The organism is Alteromonas sp. H02 (genome assembly GCF_059682525.1).
Genome location: NZ_CM185021.1, coordinates 4,270,041 through 4,293,114, shown reverse-complemented (window position 1 = coordinate 4,293,114; position 23,074 = coordinate 4,270,041). Strand labels below are relative to the sequence as shown.

Annotated in this window: 24 protein-coding genes; 19 read left to right on the top strand and 5 right to left on the bottom strand. The window is 50.7% G+C overall.

The window, feature by feature from the left end; translation table 11 throughout:
* The first annotated feature begins 2 nt into the window (after positions 1 to 2).
* The 6 genes from recO to mazG are packed head-to-tail and all read left to right on the top strand — an operon-like array spanning position 3 to position 6,251.
* Positions 3 to 701, top strand: a complete 699-nt coding sequence (gene recO / locus AC566Q_RS19945) for a DNA repair protein RecO (RefSeq protein ID WP_105936535.1) — start codon at positions 3 to 5, stop codon at positions 699 to 701.
* Positions 702 to 757: 56 nt separating this feature from the next.
* Positions 758 to 1,504 (top strand): pyridoxine 5'-phosphate synthase, encoded by a 747-nt coding sequence (pdxJ, locus tag AC566Q_RS19940; protein WP_499609885.1) that lies wholly within the window; start codon positions 758 to 760, stop codon positions 1,502 to 1,504.
* 18 nt (positions 1,505 to 1,522) lie between these two features.
* On the top strand, positions 1,523 to 1,903 hold the full coding sequence (gene acpS, locus AC566Q_RS19935; RefSeq protein WP_499609882.1) for a holo-ACP synthase: 381 nt from the start codon (positions 1,523 to 1,525) through the stop codon (positions 1,901 to 1,903).
* A gap of 9 nt (positions 1,904 to 1,912) precedes the next feature.
* Positions 1,913 to 3,271, top strand: coding sequence for a 23S rRNA (uracil(1939)-C(5))-methyltransferase RlmD (gene rlmD / locus AC566Q_RS19930; protein ID WP_499609879.1), 1,359 nt, complete (start codon positions 1,913 to 1,915; stop codon positions 3,269 to 3,271).
* 9 nt (positions 3,272 to 3,280) lie between these two features.
* The gene (relA, locus tag AC566Q_RS19925) at positions 3,281 to 5,461 is read left to right on the top strand and encodes a GTP diphosphokinase (RefSeq protein ID WP_499609876.1); all 2,181 of its coding nucleotides are present in this window, start codon (positions 3,281 to 3,283) and stop codon (positions 5,459 to 5,461) included.
* On the top strand, positions 5,439 to 6,251 hold the full coding sequence (gene mazG / locus AC566Q_RS19920) for a nucleoside triphosphate pyrophosphohydrolase (RefSeq protein WP_499609873.1): 813 nt from the start codon (positions 5,439 to 5,441) through the stop codon (positions 6,249 to 6,251). Before relA ends, mazG begins: the two co-directional genes overlap by 23 nt.
* A 19-nt stretch (positions 6,252 to 6,270) precedes the next feature.
* Here the strand turns inward: mazG and AC566Q_RS19915 are convergent, their stop codons facing one another.
* Positions 6,271 to 7,173 carry a transporter substrate-binding domain-containing protein gene (locus AC566Q_RS19915; protein ID WP_499609871.1) on the bottom strand — a complete coding sequence of 301 codons (903 nt, stop codon included), beginning with the start codon at positions 7,171 to 7,173 and terminating at the stop codon, positions 6,271 to 6,273.
* 271 nt (positions 7,174 to 7,444) lie between these two features.
* On the opposite strand from AC566Q_RS19915, the gene rplM reads away from it, so the two are divergent.
* From rplM to AC566Q_RS19865, 10 genes are all read left to right on the top strand, one after another.
* The gene (gene rplM, locus AC566Q_RS19910; protein WP_105936542.1) at positions 7,445 to 7,873 is read left to right on the top strand and encodes a 50S ribosomal protein L13; all 429 of its coding nucleotides are present in this window, start codon (positions 7,445 to 7,447) and stop codon (positions 7,871 to 7,873) included.
* 12 nt (positions 7,874 to 7,885) lie between these two features.
* Positions 7,886 to 8,278 (top strand): 30S ribosomal protein S9, encoded by a 393-nt coding sequence (gene rpsI, locus AC566Q_RS19905; RefSeq protein ID WP_105936543.1) that lies wholly within the window; start codon positions 7,886 to 7,888, stop codon positions 8,276 to 8,278.
* 414 nt (positions 8,279 to 8,692) lie between these two features.
* On the top strand, positions 8,693 to 9,325 hold the full coding sequence (gene petA / locus AC566Q_RS19900; protein WP_105936544.1) for a ubiquinol-cytochrome c reductase iron-sulfur subunit: 633 nt from the start codon (positions 8,693 to 8,695) through the stop codon (positions 9,323 to 9,325).
* Position 9,326: 1 nt separating this feature from the next.
* On the top strand, positions 9,327 to 10,592 hold the full coding sequence (locus tag AC566Q_RS19895) for a cytochrome b (RefSeq protein ID WP_105936545.1): 1,266 nt from the start codon (positions 9,327 to 9,329) through the stop codon (positions 10,590 to 10,592).
* Positions 10,589 to 11,323, top strand: coding sequence for a cytochrome c1 (locus AC566Q_RS19890; protein ID WP_105936546.1), 735 nt, complete (start codon positions 10,589 to 10,591; stop codon positions 11,321 to 11,323). Before AC566Q_RS19895 ends, AC566Q_RS19890 begins: the two co-directional genes overlap by 4 nt.
* 120 nt (positions 11,324 to 11,443) lie before the next feature.
* Positions 11,444 to 12,076, top strand: coding sequence for a stringent starvation protein SspA (gene sspA, locus AC566Q_RS19885; protein WP_105936547.1), 633 nt, complete (start codon positions 11,444 to 11,446; stop codon positions 12,074 to 12,076).
* Positions 12,073 to 12,519 (top strand): ClpXP protease specificity-enhancing factor, encoded by a 447-nt coding sequence (locus AC566Q_RS19880; protein WP_499609865.1) that lies wholly within the window; start codon positions 12,073 to 12,075, stop codon positions 12,517 to 12,519. Before sspA ends, AC566Q_RS19880 begins: the two co-directional genes overlap by 4 nt.
* 256 nt (positions 12,520 to 12,775) lie before the next feature.
* Positions 12,776 to 13,489, top strand: a complete 714-nt coding sequence (locus AC566Q_RS19875; RefSeq protein WP_499609862.1) for a spondin domain-containing protein — start codon at positions 12,776 to 12,778, stop codon at positions 13,487 to 13,489.
* Between the two features lie 8 nt (positions 13,490 to 13,497).
* Positions 13,498 to 14,205, top strand: coding sequence for a spondin domain-containing protein (locus AC566Q_RS19870; RefSeq protein ID WP_499609859.1), 708 nt, complete (start codon positions 13,498 to 13,500; stop codon positions 14,203 to 14,205).
* A 105-nt stretch (positions 14,206 to 14,310) separates the two neighbouring features.
* Entirely contained in the window at positions 14,311 to 15,024 is a 714-nt protein-coding gene (locus AC566Q_RS19865) for a response regulator transcription factor (protein WP_499609856.1), read from the top strand.
* 82 nt (positions 15,025 to 15,106) lie between these two features.
* Here AC566Q_RS19865 and AC566Q_RS19860 read toward each other — a convergent pair whose 3' ends face one another.
* From AC566Q_RS19860 to mgtE, 3 genes are all read right to left on the bottom strand, one after another.
* Complete coding sequence (locus AC566Q_RS19860) at positions 15,107 to 15,769, bottom strand: prolyl oligopeptidase family serine peptidase (RefSeq protein ID WP_499609852.1); 663 nt, start codon at positions 15,767 to 15,769, stop codon at positions 15,107 to 15,109.
* Positions 15,745 to 17,298 carry a prolyl oligopeptidase family protein gene (locus AC566Q_RS19855; protein WP_499609849.1) on the bottom strand — a complete coding sequence of 518 codons (1,554 nt, stop codon included), beginning with the start codon at positions 17,296 to 17,298 and terminating at the stop codon, positions 15,745 to 15,747. The genes AC566Q_RS19860 and AC566Q_RS19855 overlap by 25 nt, the downstream gene beginning before the upstream one ends.
* A gap of 110 nt (positions 17,299 to 17,408) precedes the next feature.
* On the bottom strand, positions 17,409 to 18,767 hold the full coding sequence (gene mgtE / locus AC566Q_RS19850; RefSeq protein WP_499609846.1) for a magnesium transporter: 1,359 nt from the start codon (positions 18,765 to 18,767) through the stop codon (positions 17,409 to 17,411).
* A 241-nt stretch (positions 18,768 to 19,008) separates the two neighbouring features.
* Here mgtE and AC566Q_RS19845 point away from each other — a divergent pair, with 241 nt between their 5' ends.
* Positions 19,009 to 21,024, top strand: coding sequence for a cache domain-containing protein (locus AC566Q_RS19845; protein WP_499609843.1), 2,016 nt, complete (start codon positions 19,009 to 19,011; stop codon positions 21,022 to 21,024).
* 12 nt (positions 21,025 to 21,036) lie between these two features.
* On the opposite strand, the gene AC566Q_RS19840 is transcribed toward AC566Q_RS19845, so the two are convergent.
* Positions 21,037 to 21,771, bottom strand: coding sequence for a helix-turn-helix domain-containing protein (locus AC566Q_RS19840; protein ID WP_499609840.1), 735 nt, complete (start codon positions 21,769 to 21,771; stop codon positions 21,037 to 21,039).
* Between the two features lie 115 nt (positions 21,772 to 21,886).
* On the opposite strand from AC566Q_RS19840, the gene AC566Q_RS19835 reads away from it, so the two are divergent.
* Positions 21,887 to 22,228: a hypothetical protein gene (locus tag AC566Q_RS19835; protein ID WP_240622053.1), complete on the top strand. Its 342-nt coding sequence runs from the start codon at positions 21,887 to 21,889 to the stop codon at positions 22,226 to 22,228.
* A 51-nt stretch (positions 22,229 to 22,279) separates the two neighbouring features.
* On the top strand, positions 22,280 to 23,071 hold the full coding sequence (locus AC566Q_RS19830) for a DUF2145 domain-containing protein (protein ID WP_499609837.1): 792 nt from the start codon (positions 22,280 to 22,282) through the stop codon (positions 23,069 to 23,071).
* Positions 23,072 to 23,074 lie beyond the last annotated feature (3 nt).

The window sequence follows — 23,074 nt, the reverse complement described above, 5'->3', positions numbered from 1 at the left end:
TCATGGCTAACCACTGGTTGAATGCCTATGTTTTGCATCGACGCCCCTATCGTGAAACCAGTTTTATTGTTGATTTCTTTACCCTCGAACTCGGCCGCGTCAGCGCCGTAGCCCGTGGTGTGCGCAGCGCCAAATCCGACCGCCGAAGCCTGCTGCAACCCTTCCAGGCGCTGCGAGTACAGCTAAGCGGCAAAAGCGATTTAAAGAACCTGACTCAATTAGAAGGCAATGGCGCTTTGCGCATGCTCACCGGAAATGCCCTTTATTGTGCCCTGTATGTCAATGAGATCACCAACCGGGTATTGCCTGGCGGTGTCGAGGCTGCAGAGCTCTACAGTGCCTATGCAACAGCCCTGGCAGCATTGCAGCAGGAACAGGCGGCTGCCGAGTATATTCTGCGTCAGTATGAACTGGCACTCTTGCAGGAGCTTGGCGTTATGCCGGATTTCACTACTGACGCGGCTTCCAATGATCCCATCGAACCGTCTTTTCATTACGAACTGGTGTCGGAACTGGGGTTTTGCCAGGTTAAACAGGCCAGCAAACTCAGTTTTTCCGGTACCGAACTGCTGATGCTGGCTGAACAGGATTTCAGCCCGCCGGGATTAAAGGCGGCAAAGCGCTTATGCCGGTTAGCTCTGCATCCCTTTGTGGGTGACAAGCCATTGAAAAGTCGTGAGCTCTTTTTGGCCTCCCGCTGAATCACTGCTACAATACGCGCCACTTCAGTTTTGTTATGTAATCCAGGACCCTGGGAATGAAAGATATTCTGCTTGGCGTTAATATTGATCATATCGCTACGCTGCGAAATGCGCGTGGTACCTCTTACCCCGATCCGGTGCACGCTGCGGATATCGCAGAACGCGCAGGCGCAGACGGTATAACCGTTCATCTGCGGGAAGACCGTCGCCACATTAAAGACCGTGATGTCACGTTACTCGCGCAAACCATTAATACCCGCTTAAACCTAGAAATGGCTGTCACCGACGAAATGCTGGCCATTGCCGAACAGGTTAAACCCACATTTTGTTGCCTGGTGCCCGAAAAACGTGAAGAGTTAACCACCGAAGGCGGGCTGGATGTGGCCGGCAATCTGAGTCGTATGACCGATGCCTGCCAGCGCCTGGCCGAGGCGAATATTCTGGTTTCCCTGTTCATTGATGGCGATGAGCGCCAGCTTGATGCCGCTAAAGCAACCGGCGCACCGTATATCGAAATTCATACCGGTCATTATGCCGATGCAACCAGTGAAGCGGAGCAGTTGGAACACCTGGCGCAAATCCGCCGTGGTGTGGAGTATGCCGATAATCTCGGGCTGCAGGTTAACGCTGGTCATGGCTTGCATTACCACAACGTAAAACCGATTGCCGCTATCCCGCAGCTAATCGAACTCAATATTGGTCATGCCATTATCGCCCGAGCTGCGTTTGACGGTTTGCACAAAGCCGTGGCGGATATGCGCAGCCTGATGCAGGAAGCGCGTTTACAGGCATACATAGGCTAACCACCACCGGAGCTGACCATGGCCATTGCAGGCTTGGGAACTGATATTGTCGAAATTGCCCGTTTTGAGATGGAGGATGGCTCCCGGGATCGCCTCGCGCGTCGGGTGCTCACACCGGATGAATGGGCCATTTATTCAGCGCACAATCAGCCGGTACGGTATCTGGCTAAACGGTTTGCCGCTAAAGAAGCCGCGGTAAAAGCGCTGGGCACCGGGATTGGTCGCGGTATTAGCTGGCAACAATTGCGTGTCAGCAATGACGAAGCGGGCGCGCCAATTCTGCATTATAGCGGTGAGTTTGCCGAGAAATGCAAGATTAAAGGCATAGTGAGTGCTCACTTAAGTTTATCTGATGAACAACATTACGCCGTGGCAACGGTGATCCTTGAAACACCGTGAGGCAAGATAATGGTCAGTATTTATCAGGGCGGTGGTAAGCGTCGCGCCAGCGGAAAACGAAAAGGGCCTGCTCAGGCTTCTTCTGTCACCGTGACGTTGGAAAAGTGGGACCCCCGAGGACGCGGTGTTTGCCGAACCTATCAGCCGGTGCTGTTTGTGGATGGCGCGCTGCCCGGTGAAACCTGTCAGGTAGCCATTACGCGCAGTAAAAAACAAGTCTGCGAAGGTCATGTAACCAAAGTGCTTGAGCCTGCCCCGGCGCGGCAAACGCCTTTTTGCCCGGTATATGAGCAATGTGGCGGCTGCCAGTTGCAGCACGTTGAGCGCGACGCTGCCTTAGCCTGGCGACAACAGGCGCTGGATGAGCAAATCCGGCTCACCCACTCGTTAGACAAGTTACCCTGGGTCACACCTTTACGCAGCGCCGGTGACCAATACCGGCGAAAAACGCGCCTGGCCATTGATGCCCGCAAAGGCAAGCCGCTGGCGCTGGGATTCAGAGCGGCAAAGAGCGATAAAGTGGTCAATGTCAACCATTGCCCGGTGCTTGAACCTGAACTTAATGATCTGTTAGCGCCGTTACATAAACTACTCGAGCAGCTATCCGGGCGCACCGCTATTGGCCATATAAGTTTACTAAGAGCACAAAACGGTATCGGCATCACATTTCGCTGCACTCAACCTTTTGCAGGCAGCGACCGCGAATTGTTAATGACCTTTGCTCAGACAAATAAGCTGTTACTGCGACTCGACTATGGTGATCACAGCGAAGCCTTGCATAAGCCGGTAGATGAGTTGTTATGCGCCACCACCGATGCATTATCGCTGGCGGTGACCACCGAAGATTTTATCCAGGTCAATGCAGAGGTAAATCTGGCCATGATTGAGCAGGCGCTCGGCTGGCTGGCGCCTCAGGCGCAGCATAAAGTGCTCGATCTGTTCTGCGGATTAGGTAACTTTTCATTACCTCTGGCAAAACGCTGCGCTGGCGTCACTGCAGTAGAAGGCGTTTCCACAATGGTGCAAAAAGGTGAAAAAGTTGCCCGCCAACAAGGCATTATTAACATTAACTGGCGCACTGCCGATTTAAATAATGACGCTGAACTTAGCGCTCTGGCGATGAAGAAATACGATAAAGTGTTGCTGGACCCGTCCCGGGAAGGGGCTTTTGAGACTTGTCAGCATATCGCTAAAGCCAGAGTTGAGTCAGTCGTGTACGTATCTTGCAATCCGGCAACGTTTAATCGCGATCTGGCACCGCTACTGCAAGCCGGGTATCGGATCGTGAAACTCGGACTAATGGAAATGTTCCCGTATACCCAGCATATTGAGTCGATGGCGTTACTCGAACGCGTGGCTAAAGGGTAAGAGGTAAATATGGTTTCAACCCGCACAGTGCACGAAGAACACCGGCCACCGTTTGAAGAATGGCTGGCGAGTCTTAATCTGTCTGAAAGTACCGCTCAGAAGCTGCGCGATATTTCGCACATGCCGGATAAACTGCTGGTCGGGCAGGAGATGGTGGAAATCCTTCATCAGCTCAACATGGATGATGCAACATTGCAGGCCGCGCTGGTTTATCCCTATTGTCAGCAGCATGAGTTGTCTGATGCCGAGGTGGCGGAAAACTTTGGTACTGAAATTGAGCAACTGGTAGTGGGTGTACGCCGCATGGAAGCGATTCGCATGCTGCATAACCGCAAACAATCCGAAAGCAAGCTCTCAGCACCCGATGAGCAACACATCGACAGTATCCGTCGTATGCTGCTGGCCATGGTGGAAGACGTGCGGGCGGTTGTGATTAAAATGGCGGAACGGATTTGCGCCCTGCAACAGGTTAAAAAGGCCGACGAAGAAACCCGGGTTATGGTTGCCCGGGAGTGTGCCACCATCTATGCGCCACTGGCTAACCGTCTTGGCATTGGTCAGTTAAAATGGGAGCTGGAAGATTTAGCCTTTCGCTATTTACATCCAGCCACTTATAAACAAATCGCTAAACAGCTGGATGGTAAAAGGCGCGAGCGCGCCGAGTATATCGACAATGTAGTGGACTCTTTGCAGGACTTGCTCAATAACGAACACATTAAGGCCGAGGTTTACGGGCGACCAAAACACATCTACAGCATCTGGAAAAAAATGCAGAAAAAACGCCTGACTTTTGAGCAGCTTTTCGATATCAGGGCAGTGCGGATCATTGCCGAGCGGTTGCAGGATTGCTACGCGGCGCTGGGCACGGTGCATGCCCATTTCAAGCATATTCCCAAAGAATTCGACGACTATATTGCCACTCCTAAACCGAATGGCTATCAGTCGATACATACGGTTATTGTCGGCCCGGAAGGTAAGCCGGTTGAAATTCAGATCCGTACCCAGAAGATGCACCAGGATGCTGAACTGGGTGTAGCGGCGCACTGGAAATATAAAGAGGGCAGTGCTGGTAAGGTTTCTGGCTACGATGAGCGGATTAACTGGTTACGTAAAATCCTGCAATGGCAGGAAGAGGTGGCCGAGTCGGGTGACTTTGTTGAAGAACTGCGCAGTCAGGTGTTTGACGACCGGGTATATGTCTTTACACCGCGCGGTGATGTGATTGATTTACCGCAGGGGTCAACGCCGGTGGATTTTGCCTATTACATTCATAGTAATGTAGGGCACCGCTGTATCGGCGCTAAGATTAACGGTCGTATTGTACCATTTACCTATCAGCTGCAAAGTGGCGATCAGGTGGGGATCCTGACCGGAAAAGAACCCAACCCGTCGCGAGACTGGCTGCATCCTGGTTTAGGTTATGTCCATTCGTCACGGGCCCGCGCGACAATTCACAGTTTCTTTAAGAAACAGGATAAAGAGAAAAACCAGCAGGCGGGTAAAGAGCTGCTGGAGCGCGAACTCCAACGGGCCGGACTGCCTGTTAAAATGGCGGTCGATGCCTGCGAACGATTTAATGTGCCCAGTACAGACGAACTGTTTGCTGCAATAGGTGCCGGCGATGTGCGGGTAATGTCGGTGGTGCATCATCTGCAACAGTTAGTGGCACCGCCGCCGGAAGTTGAAGAACTGAGCCCCAAGGTTAAAACGCGCAAAGCCGCGCGGGGCAAAAATAAACCTGACAGTGTGGTAGTGCAGGGCGTGGGTAACCTGATGAGCCAGCTGGCTAACTGCTGTCAGCCGGTGCCCGGCGATCATATTTTGGGTTATATCACTCAGGGGCGCGGTGTAAGCGTGCACAAAGACAGCTGTGAGCAACTTCAGAACCTGCTCAATCAGCATCCGGAACGGCAAATTGAAGTGAGTTGGTCAGAAGATCTCAACGTCGGTTATGAAGCGAATCTGGACATTGAATGTAATGATCGTACTGGTCTGCTGCGCGATATCACCACAGTGCTGGCTAACGAAGGCGTGGCCCTGCTCGGCGTAAACAGCCTGAGCGACAAAAACAGCCACACTGCACTGATTTCGGTATCGGTAGAAGTCTCCGATGTAGAAGCGCTGAGCCGCCTGACGAATCGTTTGCGACAACTGAAGGACATCATTGATGTCAGACGTAAGACCCACTGAACCGAAGGCGGCGTTAGCCCGCCTGCTTGATATCATGGCGCGCCTGCGTGACCCGCAATCGGGCTGCCCGTGGGATGTGCAACAAACCATGCAGTCGCTCACCCGTTATACGATTGAGGAAGCTTATGAGGCCGTTGATGCCATAGAGCGGGGGGCACCGGATGAGATTAAAGATGAACTGGGTGATCTGCTGTTTCAGATCGTTTTCTACGCGCAAATTGGCAATGAATCACAGCAGTTCGACTTTACGGACATCGCGAATGCAATCAGCGATAAAATGGTGCGCCGCCATCCCCATGTGTTTGGCGAAGCAACCACCGATAACGCCGGTTTAACGCAGCAATGGGAAGCCATTAAGGCACAGGAGCGAAAACACGTCCCGCAAGCCCTACTGGACAGTGTCCCCACCGGTTTGCCGGCGTTAATGTATGCCCAGAAAATTCAGAAGAAATGCGCGCGAGTGGGGTTTGACTGGCCAGAAGTTGCCCCGGTGGCTGATAAAGTGCGCGAGGAAGTGGCGGAAATACAGGCGGAGCTGGATGCGCCGAAGCGCGATCAGCAGGCCCTCGAAGCTGAAATTGGTGATGCATTATTTGCCATGGTAAACCTGGCACGACATTGTAATGTGGATGCTGATGCCGCGTTGCGCCGGGCCAGTCAAAAGTTTGCTAATCGTTTTGCTGCGGTTGAAGCGATGGCAAAGGCGGAAAAAGGCGCACTTGAAGCGCACTCGCTGGATGAGCTTGAACAATTATGGCAGCGGGTAAAACGTCAGGAAACATCTGCCTGATATCGCTGTTTGCAATGTTTTATTCTGCAGCCCGGGCAGCAAGGTAAGCGCGTAACGGAGCCGGACTCTGGCTCCACAAAGGGTTTTCAAAGGTTTGCTTGATGCCAGGATTTTCCAGCTCAAATATTTTTCGGTTGGGGTCGGTGGCCAGCTCCAGCGCTCGTGGATGATTGTAGTGTTTGTCGAAATAGGTTTTAAGTTCACCGCTATCCAGCATTCTTAACAAACCCGTATACAGCCGTTTTACCAGTTTCGGATGTTTTGGCGATACAAAAAAATATTCGTAGCTGGGATAGCGCAGCAACAGGTTATCTTCGAGTTTAACTAACTTGTCGGCATGTCGTTCGAGGTCGTTGGAGACTTCGATAACATTACGCGGAAAGTAGTCCACCATGCCTTTTTCTACGGCGATAAACATATTGGTAAACCACAGACTCCAGGGTAGCCCTTCAACCTGATATCCATTGTATTTTAGCACCGTTAAATCCGGCCAGTCTGCGCCCTGTACCCCCAGATAAGACTGTAGGGTTGATTTGGTTACATCCTGCGGATAACTGCCTTGCTTGTATTTATGGATAACCAGCACCCGGTAGCCGGCCAGGCCCTGCAGTAATGGAAAACGTACCGTGAGTAACTGTTTTTCGCGCTCCGCTGAGGTAGCGCTCCACATTACCTGCGCCTCGCCACTCTGGAGCTTTATAATTTGTCTGGCCTGGGGCATGGGTTGGGGATGTGGTTCTGCCACTGCCGCCCCAAATTCTGGTGTTAACTCCAGCACCTGTGCCAGGATCTGCGCGTGATAATACCCGTAGGCTTCATCGGCAAAGGCGCGGGTGAAAATCACTTTTTCTGGCGCGTCGTTAGCGAAGCCTGCCGGGCTGAATAACACGGCGAGCAGGATTGAAAATGAAAAGGGTTTCATAAACAGCAATATATGTTTGAATTCGTTATCAAGATTAGTCGACGAATAAAGCTTGTGCCAATTTAATTTTTTGCTGTGTTGGGGGTATGCTTTTTGTGCAAATGCTGTATAATTCGCGCCCTGCCCAGTTACACCCACCTGTGGGAAGGTGGAAGAATCATCAGACTCGAAGGGGTCAGACAGTTGATTTTAGGTAGGTTTGAAACGTTGTTAATCGCTTAACAATGCTTCTTAACCAAAGTAACGACGAATTATTTCGGTGAATTTTAAAATGAAAACTTTTGTTGCAAAGCCAGAAACGGTAGTCCGTGACTGGTATGTGGTAGACGCCACAGACAAAACTCTGGGTCGCTTGGCTTCTGAAATCGCACTGCGTTTACGTGGTAAGCATAAGCCTGAGTATACTCCTCACGTTGACACTGGTGACTACATTGTAGTTATCAACGCTGAGAAAATTACTGTAACTGGTAACAAAGCGCAGGGTAAAATGTACTACGCTCACACTGGTTATCCTGGTGGTCTTAAAGAGACTAACTTTGAGAAGCTGCTTGCTCACAAGCCAGAAATGGTGCTTGAAAAAGCGGTTAAAGGTATGTTGCCAAAAGGTCCTCTGGGCCGTGCAATGTTCCGCAAGCTTAAAGTTTACGCAGGTGCTGAACACAAGCACACTGCTCAACAGCCTCAAGTATTGGACATTTAAGGAGCTTATCACATGGCAGATACTCAATATTACGGCACTGGCCGTCGCAAAAGTTCTACTGCTCGTGTATTCCTGCGTCCAGGTTCAGGAAACATCACAGTAAACTCACGTGCTCTTGACGAGTACTTTGGTCGTGAAACCGAGTGCATGGTTGTTCGTCAGCCACTGGAACTGGTAGAAATGACTGAAAAGTTTGACCTGTACATCACTGTTAAAGGTGGTGGTTCAAATGGTCAGGCTGGTGCAATCCGTCACGGTATTACCCGTGCACTGATGGAATATGATGAAGCACTTCGTCCAGCTCTGCGTAAAGCAGGCTTCGTTACTCGTGACGCTCGTCGCGTTGAACGTAAGAAAGTGGGTCTTCATAAAGCACGTAAGAAACCACAATTCTCAAAACGTTAATACGTTTATACAGAATGCAAAAACCCGGCTTATGCCGGGTTTTTTTATGCCTGATGTACAGGGATTTTTACGCTTCTACGCAGACCGCGAAGCGCCCGCTGCACAATTGTGATAATTAAATGTAAAAAATATGTTTAAGGCCGTAAATCTGACTACGACTTTCGTCTCAGGCTGCATTACCGGCCTGATTTGGCGCAAATATTTATCCAGTTAATTCCAGTAATTCCTTGTGTTTTGAGGGGGTTTTCTTTTATCATTTTCGGTCGAAAATTATGACAATCTTTCGTGCTAAATCGCCACCTTGCTAAAACGCTCTGGCGATACGGACACGACAAGTTTAATGAAAGCCTGTAAAACCCGCCTGGGGCGGTGGTTTGCGGGTTTTCATATTATCCAAAACCTGGAGAAAAGTGGATGAGCAATGTATCTGTAGATGCAAAAGAGTCTGCGCTGAGTGATAACAAACCGCAAGATAATCCGCGTCGTCGGTTTCTAACCGTTGCGACATCGGTTGTTGGTGGTGTGGGTGTAGTAGGTGCAGCTGTACCTTTCGTTGCGTCCTGGAATCCGAGTGCAAAAGCGAAAGCGGCCGGTGCTGATGTGGAAGTTGATATCAGCGCAATCGAACCTGGCCAGCTGATTCGTGTTATGTGGCGAAGCAAGCCGGTATGGATCGTACGTCGTACGCCTGAAATCCTGGCAGAACTTGGTCAACACGAAGATCAGTTACGTGACCCTAACTCTGAAAACGAGCAACAACCTGCATTTGCGCAGAACCAGTACCGCTCAATGAAAGAGGAATACCTCATTCTGGTAGGTATTTGTACGCATCTTGGTTGCTCTCCACAACACATGAAAGATGGTGCGTTTGAAGAATACGTCGAAGGCGTGCCAGAAGGCTTCTTCTGCCCGTGCCACGGTTCTAAATTCGATATGGCCGGCCGCGTTTTCCAAAACGTTCCAGCGCCATTAAATCTGGTTGTTCCACCGTATCAGTTTGTTGACGACACAACAGTGATCATTGGTTCAGAAGCGGAGGTTGCGTAACATGCAAGCATTTCTAGCCTGGATTGAAGCACGTATCCCAATGATGCGTGTGGCCAACATGCACGCTATCCAGTATCCGGCACCACGTAACATGAACTTCTGGTACGTGTTCGGGTTTCTGGCCACCATTGTATTAGTAAACCAAATCGTAACCGGTATCTGGTTAACCATGAACTTCAACCCAACTGCCGAAGGTGCCTTCGCGTCGGTTGAATACATCATGCGTGAAATCGATTACGGATGGATCATCCGTTACATGCACAGCACCGGCGCGTCAGCGTTCTTTATCGTGGTATACATGCACATGTTCCGTGGCATGATCTACGGTTCTTACCAGAAGCCACGCGAGCTGCTGTGGATCTTCGGTATGCTGATTTACCTCGCCCTGATGGCTGAAGCCTTCATGGGTTACGTACTGCCATGGGGTCAGATGTCTTACTGGGGTGCACAGGTAATCGTATCGCTGTTTAGTGCCATTCCGGTGATTGGTCCGGACTTAGTACAGTGGATTCAGGGTGACTACGTTATCTCTGGTGCTACGCTTAACCGCTTCTTTGCGTTACACGTTATCGCATTGCCACTGGTTATTGTTATCTTAGTGTTCCTGCACATCATTGCACTGCACGAAGTGGGTTCTAACAACCCTGATGGTGTGGCTATCAAACACAAGAAAGGCAGCCTGTCTGAAGACGAAAAAACCAAGTTTGAAATTCATGAGTACTACACCAGCAAGTATGACATCGCAGATGATGTTGTACCCTTCTTCCCGCACATCGTGCTGAAAGACCTGGTGGCGTTTTGTATCTTCCTGGCGGCGTTCACTTACATCATGTTCTTTGCGCCGGAAATGGGCGGTAAATTCCTTGAGCATCCAAACTTTGAAATTGCTAACCCGCTGAAAACGCCTGCGCATATCTTCCCGGTATGGTACTTCACGCCGTTCTACGCGATTCTGAAAGCGGTTCCGGATAAGCTGTTTGGGGTTATCGCGATGTTTGGTGCGATTATCTTCCTGTTCCTGTTACCTTGGTTCGACCGCGGTACCGTTAAGTCATGGCGCTATCGCAGCGGTCTGCATAAGCTGAATCTGCTTGTGTTTGCCGGTGTGTTTATTTTCTTAGGTTACTTAGGCGGTACGCCTCAGGAAAACTGGAAAATCACGGCGTCGCAAATCTTAACAGTGATGTATTTCGGTTTCTTCATCCTGCTGTTTATCTACAGTAAAAATGAAACAACTAAGCCTGTACCAGCGAGGATCCCTAAATGAGAAAACTAATTTGTGTACTGGCGTTGCTGTTGCCTGGGATGGCTCTGGCCGCTGGCGGCAACGTCCACCTGGACAAAGCTAACTACGATTTGAGCGACAAAGCGTCGTTGCAGCGTGGTGCGAAATTATTCATGAACTACTGCCTTGGCTGTCACGGCCAGCAGTATCAGCGCTACCAGCGTACGTTCAACGATCTGGGTATTCCGGAAGAACTGGCAGAAGAAAACCTGCAATTCACCGGTGATAAAATCTCCGATTACATTGAACGCTCTATGCCGGCAGAGTCTGCCGCTCAGTGGTTTGGTGCGGCGCCGCCGGATCTGACACTGGTTGCTCGCGTTCGTGGTGCTGACTGGATTTACACTTATCTGCGTTCTTTCTACGTGGATGAGTCGCGTCCGTTTGGTGTCAACAACACAGTATTCCCTGAAGTAGGTATGCCACACGTGCTGCAACCACTGCAAGGTACGCCGCGCATGGTTGAAGAAGAAGCAATGGTCGATGGTGAAACAGTGATGCGTCACGCCGGTATTAAAACCGATGGTGACGGTGCACTGACAACCGCAGAGTACGACCAGGCTATTCTGGATCTGGTTAACTACCTCGAATACACCGGCGAACCGTTCCGCCTGGAGTCAGAGTCCATTGGTAAATGGGTACTGATCTTCATCCTGGTACTGTTTGTATTTGTATTCATGCTCAAGAAAGAATTCTGGCGAGACGTTCACTAATCGTCAGGGTTTTATAGTATAATAAATGACAGGGGGCCTCTCGCCCCCTTTTTTTAGTTTATGTTGGCCGCAAATTAGCGTTCAACCATGCTCGATTTAATGTATCTCGGAGGAGAATGAATGGCCGTAGCCGCGAATAAACGTTCAATCATGACGTTGTTCTCAGACACGATTGACATCTATAGTCATCAGGTTCGTATTGTATTGGCCGAAAAAGGCGTTGGCGTTGAGATCAGCTACACCGATCCCACTAAACTGCCTGAAGACCTGATGGAGCTGAATCCTTATGGAACAGTGCCCACTTTGGTTGATCGTGAATTAGTGCTGTATAAGTCTCACATCATCATGGAATACCTTGATGAGCGTTTTCCTCATCCGCCACTGATGCCTGTTTATCCGGTATCCCGTGGTCAGAGCCGCCTGATGATGCACCGCATCGAACAGGACTGGTACAGCCTGGCAGCGCAAATCTTCCGTGGCGAAGGTGATGTGGAAACTGCCCGCAACGATTTACGCGAAGCGCTGTTAAGCCTGGCACCGGTATTTGCCGAAATGCCTTACTTCATGAGCGAAGAATTCAGTCTGGTAGATTGCTACCTTGCGCCGCTGTTATGGCGTTTACCTGCCCTGGGCATTGAGCTTAACGGTGGTGGCGCTAAAGACATCCACGCTTACATGAACCGTATCTTCTCAAGAAGTTCGTTCAAAGCGTCGCTGACTGATCAAGAACGCGAAATTCATAACCCGTTATGAGTCAAATGACCTCCAACCAACCGTATTTGTTAAGAGCGTTTTTCGACTGGATTGTTGATAACGATCTCACGCCCTACATTGTTGTAGACGCCACAAATAGTCTGGTTGATGTGCCGCAGGAATTTGTTAAAGACGGCCAGATTGTGCTGAACATCTCGCCGTCTGCCTGTGTTAATTTCTATCTGGATAAAGATGGTTTGTCTTTTCAGGCCCGTTTTAGTGGCCAGCCGCGCAGCCTGAGTATGCCTTGTGAGGCAGTTCTGGCTATCTATGCGCGTGAGAATGGCGCCGGTACGGTATTTGCTCCTGAGGGCATGCCGGCTGATGAGCCCGAAACAGACGACAGCGCTCCGGTTCTGGAAGAAGCAAAAACAGACGCTGAGGTACCGCCTCAGACGCCACCAAAACCTCGTGGTAAACCTAATCTGAAGGTCATTAAATAATCTGGCGTGAATAGATAATCAGTAAAAACCGGCTTAACCGCCGGTTTTTTTATGCCTGAAAATTGTGATTTTTCTGTGAAACTTTTGCGAACTTTGTCGGCCATCCTTAGCGCTATGAAGAACGGTGTTAGCACATATCAGCGTTATTCCGCTCTTCAGTAACGTGAACAGCCAGTGCTTCGGTAACTCAAAGTGTTTAGCACTTACTGAATGAAATACCGAAGCCTTAGAATGATTAAGCGCAAAAGGAATCTCTATGAAACTAAAGCAACTGACACCCTTGATGGTCGCCACCGGCCTGACTGCAATGAGCGGATTTGCTCAGGCCGCCGAGCTTGAAGTTACCGTGCAAAACCTCACTCGTGGTATTTATTTTACGCCCATTTTAATTACGGCCCATAGCCCTGATCAGCAGCTTTTCAATGTGGGTGAAGCCGCCAGCACCGAGCTGCAGGCGATGGCCGAAGGCGGCGATATTTCCGGGCTGGAAATGGCCGTCGATGCATTAAGTGCTGATACAGTAGCCAACCCTGCTGGCGGTTTATTAATGCCTACCGCAGCCACCACAACGAGTTTGTCTACCATGGACGGCAACACCACATTATCTATTGTTGCCATGATGCTGCCGACTAATGATGGCTTTATTGGTCTGAATAGCTGGATGATCCCCGATGAGCCGGGTACTTATACCGTGTATCTTAATGCCTACGATGCCGGCACGGAAGCCAACGATGAAATCCGGGGTGGCGGCGCACCTGGCGCACCGGGTCTGCCTGTTCCACCACCGCTTGAGGATCTGGTAGGTAGCGGTGGTAGTGGTGTCACCAGCGAAATCACCAATGCCACGGTGCACATTCACCCCGGGAATCTTGGCGACAATGATACCGAGGCTGGCATGTCTGATATTTCCAATACTGTCCAGCGCTGGTTAAACCCTGTTGCCATGGTCACCGTTACCGTATCAGAGTAGGAGGTCCCATGGTTATACAACAACGATTCGGACTTTCACTGGTCGCGTTAAGCTGCCTGGCCCTGACTGCATGTGATCATAACGATGATAACGAGCCTGCCCCGGTGCCACCCGCTGATGTCTCGTATTCCTATGAGGTGACAGTACAAAACATAACGCAGGGACAACCGCTGTCGCCGGTAGGTGTAGCGCTGCATGGTGATGCGGTGATGTGGGAAGTAGGCATGCCTGCCTCAGCGGCTCTGGAAGTACTCGCTGAGGGTGGTGATAACAGCGATTTTACTGCCTCAGAGGGCGTAATGGCCTCTGCATCAGGTGCAGGGCCTATTGCGCCGGGTAGCAGTGAAACCATCACTGTCACAGTGATAAATGAACCTGATACGTTTATCAGCGTTGCTACCATGTTGGTTAACACCAACGACGCGTTTGCCGGCGTTACCGGCCATGCTTTGGGTGAGCTTGAAGTGAACCAGAGCATGACCATGGTATTGCCCGTCCTCGATGCAGGTACCGAGGCCAACAGCGAGGTGGCGGGCACTATTCCCGGCCCGGCTGATGGCGGGGAAGGCTACAATGCTGAACGGGACGATGCGGATTTGGTGAGCTTTCACCCTGGCGTGGTTTCGGCTCAAGATGGCCTGACAATGTCGGTGCTTACTGCTGCGCATCGGTTTGATAACCCGGCGGTAAAACTCACCATTACCCGGGTTGAATAACCACCGCAATAAAAAAGTGGAATAAAGTTTCCTGTCTTCCGGTCTGTTGATTAATAACAGGTACGCTGACTGCGTCTGCAGTCAGGCAACAGACCGGGAGAGGGAATGATTCTAATTGTCAGCGATAATCGTCATCATTGTCGGCCGCTACTTACTTGCGTTGAGCGGATCAGCGAAAACTGTGAACTGGTATGCACTTCATCCGGGGTCATTCAGCGTTGCCTGCAAAAACGTTACCCGGTAATCATTATTGACAGCTACAGCAAGCTTGCCGAACACTTTGAGCTGATTGCCCAGCTACAGACTAAGTTACCCGAAAGCGCAATCATCGTTATGGCTCATCAGGGCTGTGATTCAGAGCGTATTGTCAGCCTTGAACTCGGTGCCCAGGACTATATTGAGTATCCGTTTAATCCGGCCGAGGTACAGGCCCGGATAAGGGTTCAGTTACGCCGCGCCGCCGGTCGAACCGGGGCGGATAAAAGCAGTGAGCACCCGGTTCGTATCGGTCGCTTTTATATCGATAACAGCTATCACCGTGCCGAGCTGGACGGCCAGGCATTACCTCTCACCGCCAAAGAATTCTCGTTGCTGCATTTCCTGGCCAGTCATCCGGATCAGGTATTTTCCAGAGAGCAATTGTTAACCTCAGTCTGGGGATATCATTATGGGGGCTTTGAACACACAGTGGCCAGTCATGTAAACCGCCTGCGTGCCAAGCTGGGGAAAACCAAAGCCGGCGCTCATCTGGTCGAAACCGTATGGGGTGTGGGGTATAAATTTAACAGCGACTGTTTACAGTTATCCCAATCCGCTTAGGGATTGGGGAACCAGTAAAATGAAAAAAGCCCGTTAACGTAACGGGCTTTCTTGTGGGCTTTTCTGGTGAAAATCAGCAGGCTTAATCTGCGCTTTCAGCCATCAGTTTCTCTGTCAGATAGGTGAACTCAAGGGCTACCCGCTTAGCGGTTTCTTGCTGGTTAGCCGCTGCTGAATGACCACCATCAATGTTCTCGTAGTACAAAAACGGCTTGCCGGCGGCCTCAAACAGTTTGGCCATCTTACGGGCGTGTCCGGGATGTACCCTGTCATCCTTGGTGGAGGTCACAAAGAAAGGTTCCGGGTAATCCGCATCGGCATCAAAGTTGTGGTAGGGCGACATTTTTTCCAGCCATTCGCGCTCTTCGGGCACTTCTGGTGAGCCGTATTCTCCCACCCAGCTGGCGCCGGCCAGCAACAGGTGGAAACGCAGCATATCGAGCAATGGTACCTGCACTATCACCGCATTCCATAAATCGGGACGCTGGGTGAGCATGACCCCCATTAGCAGGCCACCGTTAGAGCCGCCCTGGATCCCCAGATGTTCAGGGGAGGTCAGTTTGTGATCAATCAGCCATTCGCCTACGGCGATAAAGTCGTCATACACCACCTGACGGTTGGTTTTCAAACCGGCCTGATGCCATTTAGGGCCGAATTCACCACCGCCACGGATATTCGCCAGTACGAAAGCACCGCCTCGCTCTAACCACAGCTTGCCCCTTAAGCCGCTGTAGCTGGGGCGCATGGAGATTTGAAAGCCGCCATAGCCATACAGCAGAGTAGGCGTTTTGCCATCGTGCTTAATGCCTTTTTATGGATCACGAAAAACGGCACCATGGTGCCGTCTTTCGATTTTGCTTCTTTTTGCTCTACTACCAGATCCTCAGTGTTAAACCAGCTGGGCAGGCTCTTTAAGGTTGTCACTTCGCCGCTTTGCGGTGAATAACTCATTAACGAATCGGGCGTCAGGAAGCCTTCGTAATTGATCAGTACCGTTGCCTCATCTTTACCAGCAAAAGAGACCGACAGCGTGCCATTGGCAGGCAAGTCCAGTTGTTCCCGTTGCCATTCATCGCCGGCTTTAGTGATGGCAAATACTTTGCCTACCACATTGTCGCTTAAAGTCATCAGTAACTGTCCCCGGGTCATCGAGACACCTTCGATAGCCTGACGATCGTTAGGTTCAAAAATGACCTCAGGCACCGTTTCAGAGGTCATTTCGCCTGCTTCAGTGAAAGGCATCGCCAGCAGACTACCGGTAGAATAATGCGTGGTACTGCCACCGGCTTCCACGGTCCAGTCTTGTTTGATGGTAAATATCAGTTGTCCTTCAAACAAACCCACGATATCGGCTTTATCTGGCAGCGGAAGACGCACAGCATCTTTACCTGCCGGGAATATATAGTTTTCGCGGGTAAAGAAAGTGGGGGCAACGACTACCCCTTCCAGGCGGGTGCCATCATCCCGTTCCTGGGTGTAAGGAAATACGCCAACATCAGTTTTATTGCCGCTGAACAGCTGTGTTGCTTCGCTAAGTGGTGTGCCGCGCTGCCAGCGTTTTACCGTAGAGGGGTAGCCGGATTGCGTTAGGGTAGTGCCATCACCGCCCCAGTCTGTCGCCACCAGCAGTGTATTGTAGTCAACCCAGGCTACGCCGGATTTGGCTTCGGGCAGGGTAAAGCCGTCATCCACAAAGCGCTTGGTAGCAAGGTCAAACTCACGGATCACCACCGCGTCTTTGCCGCCATTGGATAAGCTAATCAGGCATTTGTAATCGGCTTTTGCCTTGGCGGTGTAACAGTTGGCGCCTTTATATACCCAGTTTCTATCTTCGCGTTGTGCCAGTTGGTCGAAGTCGAGGATAGTTTCCCATTGGGGAGATTCGGTAGCATAACTTTCGAGTGTGGTTCGGCGCCACAGGCCTCTTACATTAGTCGCATCCTGCCAGAAGTTGTACACATAGCCATTACGGATGGTGCCGTAGGGAATACGCTCGGAGGAGTTAACCACTTCCAGCGCTTGCTCATTCAGGTCGGCATAAACTGGATTAGCCTGAAGGTCGGCCAGGGTGCGCTGGTTCTGGCTACGTACCCAGTTGAGTGCTCTGTCGCCTTCGACTTCTTCCAGCCACAGGTAAGGATCTTCAGTGGTGGCAGGGACGGCCGGGGTTACCGAACTGGCGGTGTCCTCTGTAGAGCTTTGTTGCGCGGTCATACAGCCACTCAGCGCGAGGGCGGTTGCAACAGCAATGCTCAAAGAGCGGATCAGTTCCATGTGTTCTCTCCTTTGAAAGATGGCCGCTCACCACTCAGCAGCGGGTGATAACGGCAGGCTACTCTATTGATTGTTGGTTACATCGTCAGGGTAGATGTGGCGAGTTACCGCTACACCAGAAATAGCGTTGCGGTGCCCAAAAAGGCAAAGATACCCACTACGTCGGTGATGGTAGTCAAAATCACACTACCAGCCAGCGCGGGATCAATGCGCAGCTTTTTCATAACAATAGGTAGTGTAACGCCTGACAGCGCAGCGGCAATCATGTTCATCAGCATTGCGAAGGCAATGATAATTCCGAGTGTAAGGTCTTGTTTCCAAGCGGCTATTACGGTGGCAATCAGGACTGCCCAGATAACACCATTAAGCAAGCCTATAGCGAACTCCTTGGTGATCAGCCAGCGTGAGTTAGACGGATTAACGTGGCCCAGAGCCATACCGCGGATCACTAAGGTGAGGGTTTGGTTACCTGCGACGCCCCCCATGCTGGGCACAATAGTATTGAGAATGGCCAGCACTGCCAGTTGACTCAGCGTCGCTTCAAATAAATCGCTTACCGCAGCGGCCATCAGGGCGGTAAGCAGGTTAACGCCAAGCCAGACAGAGCGTCTGCGGGTACTTTGCCAGACCGGGGCAAAGGTATCTTCTTCATCATCCAGACCGGCCATACTCATCATGGAGTGCTCGGCGTCTTCACGAATAATATCCACCACGTCATCAATGGTGATCCGGCCGACCAGACGGTGTTTATCGTCCACCACCGGTGCCGAAAGCCAGTTATACCGTTCAAACATGCTGGCGACTTCGTCATCGGGCATATTCACGGGAATAGCTTCTGGCTCTTCGTCCATGACATCCGATACTTTGGCTTCCGGATCGGTTGTGAGAAGCCGTGCTACGGGCACAATACCCACCAGATTATCAGTGCGGCTGACGACGTAAAACGTATCAGTATTTTCCGGCAGCTCACCTTTCAGGCGCAGATACCGCAGTACTACATCAATGGAGACTTCCGGGCGCAGCGTAATGGTGTCGGTGTTCATGATGAAACCAGCGGTTTCTTCACCGTACGACATGGCTTGTTCTGCGCGGTGGCGGTCCTGGGCATCCATGGACTGCAGCACATCCTGCAGCACTTCTTCAGGCAGACTCGACAAGGTTTCGGCGAGGTCGTCGGTGTCCATGTCTTCGAGAGCATCGACCACCTTGGCGGGCATCATTTTGGCAATAATACCGTTACGGACTTCCTCGGAAAGCTCTTCGATGACATCGCCATGAAAATCACTGTCGAGTAATTCCCATAAATCATCACGGGTTTTGGTAGGGCTGGACTCAAGAATCAGCGCGACATCGCTGGGGGGCATCTCGTGCAGCTGCTTGCGCACAGAAACAAAGCGACCCTCAGACAGCGCCTGATTGATGGCACGTAATTGCCCTCGCGCATAGTTCGCTTCAATCGCTTCTGCCACCCGTAATCCTTAAGTATATCGCTATGTCTGTAAGGGTAACTCAGAGGCTGATTTCTGTCATGGATTAAAACGTTAACTGGCGCTTTTTTATTCTATACAACAGGTTTTAGCGTGACTTCTATAGCTAAAGGTTATGGTTGTTAACATAAATTATACGATATTTTATTTTACCATCTGTTATAAAGAATATTAATAACCCATTTAAAACAATAACTTATACTAAAGTATTAGGTGCGGCGCCGTGGAAATTTTAAATACCAGAAATAACAATGCGCTGGCAGTAGTCTTTCCTTCTGTCATAAAACATCAGACTAACCTGACAAACCTCAATCGTTGGTGGGATAAAGTAGCTCTGGTTGGCAAAATTAACAGTTTGAATGTGCCTCAGAGTTTGTTAGCTAACATGCTGGATACTAAGGGGGAATTTGCCGACCTACAGGAATTGCTGATTGAAAATCTACTGGCTGAGCAGCTACAACAGGTGGGGCGCAAGCACCGCTCTATGGCCCAGACGCTGATTGATATTCCCAACCGTAATTTGTTTGAACGCACCGCCGATGTGGGCTTTCTGGCCACCGATACCCGGTTTGTCAATTTTTTGAAAGCGCAGCACAACATCACCGATAGCCAAACCGCAACTGATACTCAAAACATCGTGCAGCATATGCAGGAATACGCAGCAAAATATTCCGTGTACGACGATGTGATATTACTCGACCCGCAGGGCCGCGTAAGAGCCCGTATGAATAGCGCGGTGGCCGGGCAATTAGGCACGGATCCGGTAATCAAGGAGCTGGTAAGCAGTGGTAAAGACTACGTGGAGATTTGCCGTTATTCTGCACTGTGTCCGCATAAAACGGTTGCTTCTTTGTTTCTCGCGCCGGTCAGGGATCCGCATAGCAACGAACTGCTTGGAGTGCTGTGTTTAAGCTTTAAACTGGAAGATGAAATGACTTCGCTGTTTGCTGACCTGGATGATGGCAGCGGACTGCTGATGGCGTTACTGGATGCTCGTGGTAAGGTTCTGGTGTGCAGTGATCAGTCGGTATTAGGGCGGGGTGAGCAGGTAGCAACGAATGGTCAGGGCTCGTTAATTACGCTTAACAACCAGCAATATTTTTGCACCGTGGCACCAACCCGGGGTTATCAGGGATATACAGGGTTATCCTGGCAGGGATGTGTGTTAATGCCTTTTACACAACCTGCGGAACAAGGAGAGCAGACAGACACAGCAGCGGCTGAGCAGGACGTTACCCGTTGGCAGGGATTTTCTGCCACGCTCAGCAATATTCAACATCGTTCCCGGGTGGTTACGGATGATCTCGATCTGGTGGTGCTCAATGGCCGTATCGCGGCGGCCCGCACCGATGCGGATGAGTTTATTCCGATACTGGAAGAAATTCGTCAGATTGGCCGTCAGATGCAGGGCATTTTCAGTCGCTCCGTGAGCCAGCTGATGAGTACTGCATTAACTACCCACTACAATGCACTGAGCGCTCAGGCAGCTTTGGCGATTGATATTATGGACCGAAATTTATACGAGCGGGCCAATGATTGCCGCTGGTGGGCATTAACGGACACTTTTACACAGGTGCTGTCTGCACCTGATTTTTCGCCGCAGGCAGGCCAATCCATAAGTGATACCTTAGCTTACATCAACGATTTATATACGGTGTATCAGGGGATCTACGTGTTTGATAAAAGCGGTAGGATCATTGCCGTGTCAAATCCTGGCTTCAAAGCGTGGCAGGATACCCAGGCAACAGAGCACAGCCGTTGGCAAAGCGTAATGGCCCTGACGGACACACAGCAATACAGTGTGTCGTCATTTCACCCCTGTGATTATTACCAGCAGCGACCCACGTATATCTATAATGCCGCCATTCGCAGTAATAACCGTGTCGTTGGGGGGATAGGTCTGGTATTCGACAGTGAACCCGAGTTCCGGCAGATGCTGGACGATGTGCTCAATAGCAGAGATTCAAAACGGATGGGGATTTTTGTAGAGCGTAGCGGTAAGGTAGTCTCCGCCAGCAGCAATGCGCCCTGGCAGGCGGGCTGTCAACTGACGCTTCCTCAAGATATTGTTCGTTATCGTAGCGGTGAACAGGGAGCGGGTATTTATACTCTCGATGGGCAGCAGTACGTGGTTGGTTTTGCCGTCTCAAAAGGTTATCGGGAATATAAGACCACGGATGGCTACCGCAATGAGATTGTGGCACTGATGATTGAGAAAAATGCTGGCCAGCCCGGGTAGGCCAGGCTGGTATTACTCCCGGCGCATTGCTTCAAATAATGATGGCTCCCAGGGGCGCATGGCCATGAGCAAGCCCATATGTGTGCGTTCACTGATCGGTAAGCGGGCATCTTCTTCATTGAGTTCGGCCGCTTCCCGGGTTAACTGATTGAGCCGGCGCTGGATAATTTCCACCGAACTCGCCGAATAGCGCCCACGCAGGTAAAAACGAAAAGCCCAGGGTTCGTTTTTTTTCGGCGCCATAAATTTTACCATCACTTCCTGCTCCATAAACCTTTCCAGGGGGCCGCCCGGGATCCAGCGAAAATCCTGCGCAATCAACAGGCGGTAGCGATTACCGGGCAGAAACTCAATCAATTTCAGACGATCCAGTTTTACCATCAGGCGCACGGCTTCGGGCTCGCTGATAGCGTAGTAATCAATGATCTCGTTAAATTGCCAGCCATCGCGCACGCACACCGCGGCCAGCAGCAAGCGTGGATTCTCAAGCAGTTCGCGCTCCTGCCCCTTCGATAGCTGGGAGACCCGGGGCTGAGTCTGGGCAACCTGAATAAACACATCGCTCAGGGTTAACCCTAACGCCTCACAAACCTGCTCCAGGCGCTCCAGGGTAAAACTCTGTTGGGAAAAGCAGCGTTTTATACTCGCTTCACTTAGTTGCAGCTGTTCAGACAGGGATTTATAGGTCATTCCCTGTTCCTTGAGTAATTGCTTTAAACGCTGTGTTACCTGCTTAATCTGACTCATAGTATTAAAATCCGATACCTTTGGTGTAGGAATATACTACAAATTTTAATTGAGTTTACTTATTTTCTACCGAGGATTAGCTTGAAGGGGAACCAACCAATGAAGGATTATGACCATGAAGAAATTAGTTATTGCGTTACTTACCAGTGTTGTTATTAGCCAGGGGGCTATAGCGGCGGACTCCGTTGATCACAGCGGTCAGGCCAGTAAACACAGTGTACTGGCCAGTGTGGAAGGTGCTGCTTCAACGGCTTCGGTAGCCAGTGCCGTAGTCGCAGCACCGGTGATTGTTACTGGCATGAGTGTGGTGGCCGTCGCCGACTCAACCCACCAGTCGGTTAAAGCCCTTCATGCCAAACATCAGCAAAACACAAAACCTCTCACTATTACTACCCGCGTGATCACTCGCGATCCACCGCCTTCAGAAGTCGTAGTTGAACAAACGGTAAAACACTAAGGGTTTACCCTCAGGGTTCACCCTCAGGGTTAATCCGACAAGGAACAGACTATGCGAGTCATTATAGCAGCACTATTGATTTTACTGACTGCCGGCGCACAGGCCGGCAGTCAGGCCCCGTCGAAATCGGTATTTCAACCAGAGCAGATCATCGACTTTGCCAAGCAGGTCGAGCAGTATGCGGCAGAGCACCAAGCCCATGCCTTTATTATCGGCCGGGTCGGCCGCCCGGAAAAAGAGCTGCCCAAAGGCATTCATTTTACCCATACGGCGGTGGCGGTTTACTCTGCCATTACCCTGGATGACGGGAGTACAGAATACGGTTACGCCATTCATAATCTTTATCAGCGCGCAGACGACCCGGGCCGCAGCGACATTGTTATTGATTACCCGGTGGATTTTTTCTGGGGCGCACAAACGCTTAAAGCCGGTATCGTAATACCAACCCCGGCGGTGCAGGAACGGCTCATTGCACTAATCAGTGAACAAAAGCATCTGGTTTTGCACAACCCCCGTTATTCGGTAGTGGCCAATCCTTTTAATAGTGAAAGGCAAAACTGCACGGAGTTCACCCTGGATATGCTGCAGGCGGCCATGTACCAGACCGAGGATAAAAAGCGAATTAAAGCTAATAATGCCGCTTACTTTAATCCTCAGCGAGTGCATATCAGCCCGCTAAAACTGGCCCTGGGCAGTATGGTAACAGATGGGGTAACCACTTCTGATCACAAAGGGCGGGTTCGCACAGCTACCTTTACCACCATTGGCAATTACTTAGCGCAGTTTAACTTATCTCAACATGCCGTGGTGCTCTATGCCAACGGCCGTACTCAAGCCATTTAACCG